Source organism: Sinorhizobium medicae (assembly GCF_007827695.1).
Lineage (GTDB): Bacteria > Pseudomonadota > Alphaproteobacteria > Rhizobiales > Rhizobiaceae > Sinorhizobium > Sinorhizobium medicae.
This window is the reverse complement of record NZ_VITA01000031.1, coordinates 26,702-34,810: the sequence shown is the minus strand read 5'-3', so window position 1 is coordinate 34,810 and position 8,109 is coordinate 26,702. Positions and strand designations below refer to the sequence as shown.

Annotated in this window: 6 protein-coding genes; 4 read left to right on the top strand and 2 right to left on the bottom strand. The window is 60.1% G+C overall.

What is annotated here, in order from left to right:
• Positions 1–343 (bottom strand): ACT domain-containing protein (locus FB009_RS30140; protein WP_331251715.1); only part of this gene is annotated, 343 nt, incomplete at its 3' end.
• Positions 344–518: 175 nt separating this feature from the next.
• Complete coding sequence (locus tag FB009_RS30135) at positions 519–1,148, bottom strand: helix-turn-helix domain-containing protein (protein WP_012067512.1); 630 nt, start codon at positions 1,146–1,148, stop codon at positions 519–521.
• Between the two features lie 610 nt (positions 1,149–1,758).
• On the opposite strand from FB009_RS30135, the gene FB009_RS30130 reads away from it, so the two are divergent.
• The 4 genes from FB009_RS30130 to FB009_RS30115 all read left to right on the top strand — a co-directional run bounded on the left by FB009_RS30130 (position 1,759) and on the right by FB009_RS30115 (position 8,109).
• Positions 1,759–3,345, top strand: coding sequence for an ABC transporter substrate-binding protein (locus FB009_RS30130; RefSeq protein ID WP_012067511.1), 1,587 nt, complete (start codon positions 1,759–1,761; stop codon positions 3,343–3,345).
• 21 nt (positions 3,346–3,366) lie between these two features.
• Complete coding sequence (locus FB009_RS30125) at positions 3,367–5,388, top strand: hydantoinase/oxoprolinase family protein (RefSeq protein WP_012067510.1); 2,022 nt, start codon at positions 3,367–3,369, stop codon at positions 5,386–5,388.
• A 1-nt stretch (position 5,389) separates the two neighbouring features.
• Entirely contained in the window at positions 5,390–7,114 is a 1,725-nt protein-coding gene (locus FB009_RS30120) for a hydantoinase B/oxoprolinase family protein (RefSeq protein WP_234710103.1), read from the top strand.
• Positions 7,115–7,263: 149 nt separating this feature from the next.
• Complete coding sequence (locus tag FB009_RS30115) at positions 7,264–8,109, top strand: ABC transporter permease (protein WP_012067508.1); 846 nt, start codon at positions 7,264–7,266, stop codon at positions 8,107–8,109.

Sequence of the window (8,109 nt, the reverse complement as noted above, 5' to 3'; positions counted from 1 at the left end):
TGTCGATCGGCAGCGCCCCGATCTTCCAGCGGTAGAGCAGGTCGTTCAGGCAATGGCCGAAACGCGACACCATCAGAAGAACCTTCATCCGCTCCGACTGTTCGTGAAGAGCCGTCACCATTTCGAACTTCGAGGCAATCGGCTTCAGCCCCTCCTCAAGAGCCGCAAGGCCCAGCCTTTCCTCGGAGATGAAGCTAATACGCATGAAGAACAGACCCGTTTCGAGGTCATCGAATTGCGACGAATCGACGATGTTGCAGCCCTGCCCGGCCAGGTATCCGGAGATGGCGGCGACGATGCCGCGCGTCGATTTGCAGGTGACAGTCAGAACGAAATTCTGCATGCGCATTGCTCTCCTCTCATTCAACCCGCGCGGGTCCATGGGGCGTCCCGGCGCACGTCGATCCCCATCCCGGCCGATGGTGCAATTGCTAGCAGAGCAGTTCGGTCAAATCAATTAACAGGAAAAAATATTTCTTCTCATGCAACTTAATCTGCAACTGGAACCACGAGCAGCATCATGACCCGTTATCCTTGAGCGGTTCGATGATCCGCGAGCAGACCCATAAGACCTCGGCATCCTCTTCGGAGGCCTTCAGCAATGCGTGGCCCATCGTGCTGTCGAAATAGCAACTGTCGCCGGTATGGAGACGCGTGGGTGCATAAAATTGCGTGTGGAGCTCGATTTCGCCGGACAGCACATAGACAAATTCCTCGCCGGAATGAGACAGCATGCCACCAAAGCGGCTGATCGAATTGGCCTTGATGATTGCCTTGAGCGGCACGAACTGCTTGTGGGCCAGTTCGGTGCACAGCATTTGATAATCGTACTGATCTGTATTGTGGGCGACACCATCTCCGGCGCGGTTGATGGTACGCCGGCCGCTGACCGTGGTGGTCTGACGCCGTGCGAACAACTCGGCAACGTCGGCGCCAAGCCCCTCCGCCAGGCTGAGGATCGTGTCGTAGGTCGGCGACATCTGTCCGTTCTCGATCTTGGAAAGCGTCGAAGGCGCCAGAGCGCATCTTCGCGCCAGTTCGTTGAGGGTCAGACCATTTTCCTGCCGCAACTGGCGCAAGGTTTCGGCAATCGAACGCCGGGATCGCGGCCGCGGCGGTGCGTCCAGTGGTACGAGATCATTGGTCATCGGGTCCGCGTCCTCTGCGGTGTCTATTTCTTTTGGCTATAGCCAATGCGTTCAGAGCGGGAAGGCCCTGGGAAGCGATTGCGATGCCATGTTCCGCCTGAGATCGCCGGAGTGCGGCACTGGCCTGCGTGGTAAAAACACCGTGACCAACTGAACTATCATGATCGCGTTTCCGACAATTTCTGTTGCGGAACAATTCTATTTCTTCATGATCTCCATTGTTCTCTACAATAGCTTCGAACAATCTCAATTTATATACATCTGAGAGGGTTACAGATATGGTCAGTTCCACTGATTATCCTATCGAGGATGCGATTTTTTCCGATACGAAATATCGTTATGCAACTCCGTTATGATACGCAAGAGTGTAGATCGGATTTATAAGTTCATTTAACACCTAGTCCAGCTTTACAACGCTCAATCATGACCGACTTTTAGCATGAAATCTCGGCTTTGTTTAAAACCTACTCGATTGACATCCTGTTCGACTCGTGTCCTATAAGGAAAATATTTTCCTATAGGCGCGCTCTTGGAGGGGCGTTGAGAGCGCGCGCCACGTAGCAATACGTGCAGGTCATTTTTCGACGCCCGCCGTCGAAAGGATGTTTGGATGCGCATCGGAAACAAACGCGGATTGCAGTTTGCCACGGCATTGCTGTCTTGCATGGCAGGTTTTGCGGGCCCGGCTTCGGCTCAAAGCTCTGATCTCGTCGTCAACAGCGCGGTGGCGCCCAGCACGCTGGATCCGGCCTGGGCCTGCGGGTTGCAGGAAATCAGTTTTCTGCAGAATTTCTATGTGCGTCTGGTTCAGAACGGCACCGCGGAAGGGCCCGAGGGCACAGGGGTCGTCGATTATTCCAAGATCGAGCCCTATCTCGCCAAGTCCTGGGAGGTCAGTGAGGATGGGTTGGTCTACACGTTCCACCTCAAGGAAGGCTACACGTTCGAAAGCGGCAAGCCGGTCGATGCGGATGCTGTTCGCTATTCCCTACAGCGCGTGCTTGACATGGCCGGCTGCGGCCGGTTCTTCCTGACAGACGGTCATATCGATCCTGTCATTTTCAAGTCCATCGAAGCGGTCGATCCGCTGACGGTCGAGATCACGCTCAACAAGCCAAACGGCAACATGCTGGGCGATCTGGCCACCCATGCGGCATCGATCGTCGATCCCTCCATCGTCGAAGCCAATGGCGGCGTCACGCCCGGTCAGCCGAATGAGTACATGGCGGCAAATGTAACCGAATCCGGACCGTTCCTTTTGGATTCCTATACGGCCAACCAGAATGCTCGCCTAGTGGCCAATCCGGCTTTCGCAGGCGAAGCGCCGGCATCGAAGGCCATCAACGTCAACTGGATCACCGCCTTGCCGACGCTTTTGCTGCAGGCACGTACCGGGCAGGCCGATATCACCTTCGGCCTTGCCAAGCAGGCCGTCAAAACCATGGTCAGCAATGCCGGCACGCGGGTGATCGCCTATTCCAGTCCATTTGCCCAGCAGATGATTCTGCCCAATACCAAGGCACCCTGGAACAACAAGCTTTTCCGACAAGCCGTCGCCCATGCCGTGCCCTATGAAAGCATCGTTTCGCGCGTCGCCTATGGTTACGGCACGCAATATTACGGACCGATTCCGCCCAGCCTGCCCGGCTTCAACGCCGAGCTCAGCAAGCCGGTCCCCTTCGATCTCGATCGGGCAAAAGATCTGATCGCCGAAAGCGGCGTGGCAACACCCGTCGATGTCGAGGTGATGATCCAGGAAGGCGACGCCACCCAGCAGCAACTGGCCACCATTCTGCAAAGCACTTGGAAAGATCTCGGCATCACCCTCAAGATCCGCGTGGCGCCGGCTGCCGAATTCCAGGACCTGTCACAGGGTCATCGGGTTCAGTCGCTGATGCGTCTCGACGGTCCCGGCGTGTTCGAGGTCGGCTATTACTGGGGCTATGACGCGGTTTGCGGCAATCCCAACAATCTCACCGAATATTGCAACAAAGACATGGATGCGCTGATCGAGAGACTGCGCGCCTCTTCCGACCCGGCCGAGCGACAGACGATCATGGACCAGGCCACGGAAATCTGGCGTGCGGATTATCCGAAGATCCTGTTCTTCGAGGATCAGCCGGTCGTCGTTCTCTCCGATGCCGTGACCAAGTTCACCTTCTCGCCGCTCCCCGACTATCGCTACTGGGCGAAATAAACTCTCCGGAGGAAAGAAAGAATGGCAACGCGTATTGGTGTCGACATTGGCGGCACGTTCACCGATCTCGTCTATTTCGACGAGCGGACCGGCAAAACGGTTGAAGGAAAGGTTCCGACCGTGCCTTCGGCGCCGGAGGAGGGGGTGGTCAATGCGATCACCCAGCACGTCCCGCAGGAGATTATCGAGGAAGCGCTGTTCTTTCTGCACGGGACGACCGTAGGCCTCAACGCTCTTCTCGAGCGGCGCGGCTCCAGGATCGGCCTGATCACCACGACGGGTTTCCGCGACGTGCTGGAAATCCGCCGAGGCGACCGGGTGGAAATGTATAATCTGTTCTGGAAGCAGACGGAGCCGCTGGTGCCACGTCGCCTGCGCCTCGAAGTCGATGGCCGCATGCTGGGCAATGGCCGCGAGTATCGCCCGCTCGACGCCGACACCGTGAAAGCGGCGGCGCAAAAGATGATTGCGGAAAGCGTCGATGCCATCGCGGTCAGCCTGATCAACGCCTACGCCAATCCCGCCCACGAGCTCGAAGTCGAGCGGCTGTTGCGTGAGGAAGGCTTTGAAGGCGGTATCTCGCTGTCCCACAGGATCTCGGGCGAGTATCGCGAGTATGAGCGCACTTCGACCACCTGCATCGATGCTTTCGTGCGTGGCCGGATGTCGAACTACTTGCGCCGTCTCGACGGCCGCCTGCGCGAGATGGGCTTTAAGGGCACATCGCTGATCACCCGCTCCGGTTCGGGTTCGATGACCTTCGCCGAGGCCGAGGACCGCCCGTTCGAAACCATCATGTCGGGACCGGTCGGCGGCGCGCAAGGGGCGAGCGAACTCGCCAAGATGCTCGGCATCAAGGCCCTGGTCACCGCCGATGTCGGCGGCACCAGCTTCGACACCGCTCTGGTGATCGACGGCAAGCCGCAGATCCTGTTCGAGGGCATGATCGACAATATGCCGATCCAGAGTCCCTGGGTCGATGTGCGCTCCATCGGTTCGGGAGGCGGCTCGATCGCCCATATCGATCCCGGTGGTCTGATGCGGGTCGGACCGCGTTCTGCGCAGGCCGTCCCGGGGCCGGCCTGTTACGGCAAGGGCGGCACCGAACCCGCCATGACCGATGCGGCCGCATGGCTCGGTATGCTCGGGCCAGGCGATCTCGCCTCCGGCATTCACCTCAATATTGAAAAAGCGCGTGCAGCGCTTGAGTCGGTCGGCACCCATATCGGTCAGGACGTCGAGGCGACGGCAGCGGGCGTCATGCGAATCTCATCGGCGGCAATGGCCAATGCCATGCGCGAAATCTCGCTCGATCAGGGCCTCGATCCACGCACGATCACGCTTCTTCCCTTCGGCGGCGCCGGCCCGTTGATGGGGACGTTGCTGGCCGACGAGCTTGAAATGAACCATGTCATCATCCCGCCGCTGGCGGGCAATTTCTCCGCATGGGGCCTGTTGGGCGCCGACATGGTGCAATCGACGGCGCGCACGCGGGTTATCGGCTTTGCTCCCGGCGCCCTGACCGAGGTCGCCCGAATTCTGGAAGAGCTGTTCGCAACATTGACGGAACGCAGCACGGCGCATGCCGGCGACGGCGTGCGCTCCGTACGTCTCGACCTGCGCTACAAGGGTCAGGAGCATACTCTGTCCATCGAAGTCGAACTGGCCGAAGGACGTATTGCCGAAACCGAGGAGGCTATCCTCGAGCGTTTCGTGGCCGAGTATGCCCGCACGTTCGGCTCGACGATGAACGAGGATGTCGAACTGGTCTCGGTCCGTGCCAGCACCACGGTGCTCTTGCCGCGCCGGGAGCTGAGCTACACGTCCAAGCGCTCGGATGGCGAAGATGATAGGGTTATGGAGGTCTATTCCTTCGAATCCAGGGCGCGACTGCCCTTCCGGATCATCCCCCGTGGCCGGATTTCCGGCGAGATCCGCGGCCCCGCCATCATCACCGAAGACACGACGACCACCTATGTCGATGTCCAGTGGACCATCTCGAGCGGCAAAGCCGGCGAAATCATTTTGGAACGGACGCACTGAAATGGCTAGAAAACATGAATCCGTCACCCATAATGCCGGCATGTTCGGCCGCATCACCGATGCCAAGGCCGACCCGATCACCACCGAGGTCATTCGCCACGCGCTGAATTCGGCCGCCAACCAGATGAAGCGCGCTTTGATCCGCACCTCATTTTCGCCGATCATCTACGAAGTGCTCGATTTCGCCGCGGCCATCTATGACAAGGAAGTCCGGCTTCTGTCGCAGGCGCCGTCGCTGCCGATGTTCATGGGGACCCTGTCCTTCTGCATCATCGAGGCCGTCAAGGCCAATGGCGGGCCGGAAACCCTCAAGCCCGGCGATGCTCTGATCTATAACTGGCCATTCGGAACCGGCTCACATCCGCAGGACGTGGTCATCATCATGCCGGTCTTCTTTCGGGATGAGGAGCTGATCGGCTATACAGCGATCAAGGGACATTGGCTGGATATCGGCGCCAAGGATCCCTATTGCACCGACACGACGGATGTTTTCCAGGAGGGCGTGATCTTCCCGGGCGTCAAGATCTACAAGGAAAATGTTCTCAACGACGACATTTTCCGGATGATCATGGCCAATACGCGGGTTCCCCAAATGGTGCGCGGAGACCTCGACGCGCAGGTCACGGGCTGCCGGGTGGGCGTCAAATCGCTGATCGAGGTGATCGAGCGGTTTGGGCTCGAAACCTACCGGGCCGCGGTCGACGACATGTTCGACCATGGCGAACGTATCGTCCGCTCTTATTTCGAGAAGATCCCCGACGGCCGCTATGTCGGCAAGGGCGAAATGGACAATAACGGCGTCACCACGGACCGTATTCCCTTCGAGGTCGTGCTTGAAGTCAGGGGTTCGGACGTCATCCTCGACTTTTCCGGCGTGCCCGACGAGCAGGCCGGGCCGACAAACTCGCCGCTGCCCACCACCATTTCGGCCAGCCGGGTGGCGATCACCATGCTGGCCGGCTATGGCGAAGCGCCGCATGAGGGTCACTTTCGGCCGCTCAAGGTCATCACCCGCCCCGGCTCGATGTTCGACCCGCTGCCGCCGGCACCGTCCTTCATCTATGGATGGCCGGGCCTGCAGGCGATCGAAGTCATCTATAACGCCGTCGCGCACGCCATGCCCAAGGCCGTGCCCGCCCAATCCGGCGGTTGCATCTGCTCTGTCGTGGCCTGGGGAAGCCGGGAGGAAAGCGGCGAGCCCTGGGCGGACGGCACGCCGCTGCCGACGGGACAGGGGGCCTGGGACGGCGGTGATGGAGGCATCATGCTGCATATCGCCGAATCCGCCACCCGCTTCACCCCGGCCGAAGTCTGGGAGCACCGCAATCCCTGGATCATCGAGCAGCTGGCGCTGGCCGAGGATTCCGTCGGACCGGGCAAGTGGCGCGGCGGACCTGGCCTCAATCTCGATATCCGCATGACAGAGGACACGCTGATCACCACCGTCTTCGACCGCACGCTCAATGCCCCCTGGGGCCTGTTGGGCGGCAAGGAGGCACGGCCGAACAATTGTTTCGCCAAAATGCCGGATGGCGAAGTTCATTCCATCGCCAAATCGACGCATTTCCACATGCCCAAGGATTCGGTGCTGCAAACCCGCACCGGCGGCGGCGGCGGCTATGGCGACCCCGCCGAGCGGCCGGTCGAGATGGTCAAGCGCGACCTGGCCGATGGCTACATCACCGAGGATTATGCGCGAAAGCACTATCCGCACGCGTTTTCGTGACGTGATCCAGGCAGGGCTGTCGGTCGGAGGCCGGCGAAACGGGGGCGGGGACCCGACCCCCGCCCCGGATCTGAGAGACCGCCATCATGGGAACGCGCGGCCCGACCGTGCGCTCCAACCCTTTTCCACCAAGATAAGAGGCCAGGCTGGTGAGACGTCTTATTGCTCAATTGGCGCATGATTGGGAATTGCTGCTCGGCGTGGTGCTTTTCGGCCTGATCGTCCTTCTGGCAGTGTTCGGGGGTTGGCTCTGGCGGGAAGATCCGCTGCGCGTCGATATCCTCAACTCGCTGCTGCCGCCCGATCTCGCACATCCCATGGGAACCGACGATGTCGGCCGCGATGTGCTGGCCCGCTTCATTCGCGGCGCGCAGGTGTCGATGGGCGTGGCGATCAGCGTCACCATTGCCGGCACCCTGATCGGCGGCACATTGGGCCTGCTGGCGGGTCTCATCGGCGGCTGGTTCGATGTCGTGGTCTCGCGGATCATGGATGCGATCCTCGCCTTTCCGCCGCTCATTCTGGCCATGGCGGTGGCTATTGGTCTCGGACAGGGCATCGTCTCGGCCGGCATCGGCGTGATTCTGGCCGCCATTCCCTGGTACTTCCGCCTGCTGCGCAGCGAGGTCCTGCGCCTCAGGACGCTGATGTATGTGGAATCCGCACAGGCGCTCGGCGCCTCGAGTTTTCGGCTGATCCGCCTGCATATTCTGCCTCAGACCACGTCGACCATCTTCATTCAGGCCTCTTCGGTCTTCGGTTTCTCAATCCTCACCCTTGCCGCCCTGGGTTTTGTCGGGCTCGGCATCCAGCCGCCGACGCCCGAATGGGGCACGATGATCACCGAGGGGCTCGCCTACGCGCTCACGGGTCAATGGTGGCTGGGCTTCTTTCCCGGTCTCGGCATCTTCATCCTCGCCGTCTCGGCCAATCTGATCGCCGACCGGCTGCGCGATATCTATGACCCGAAATCCGGCGCACGGCTGTCAATCTAG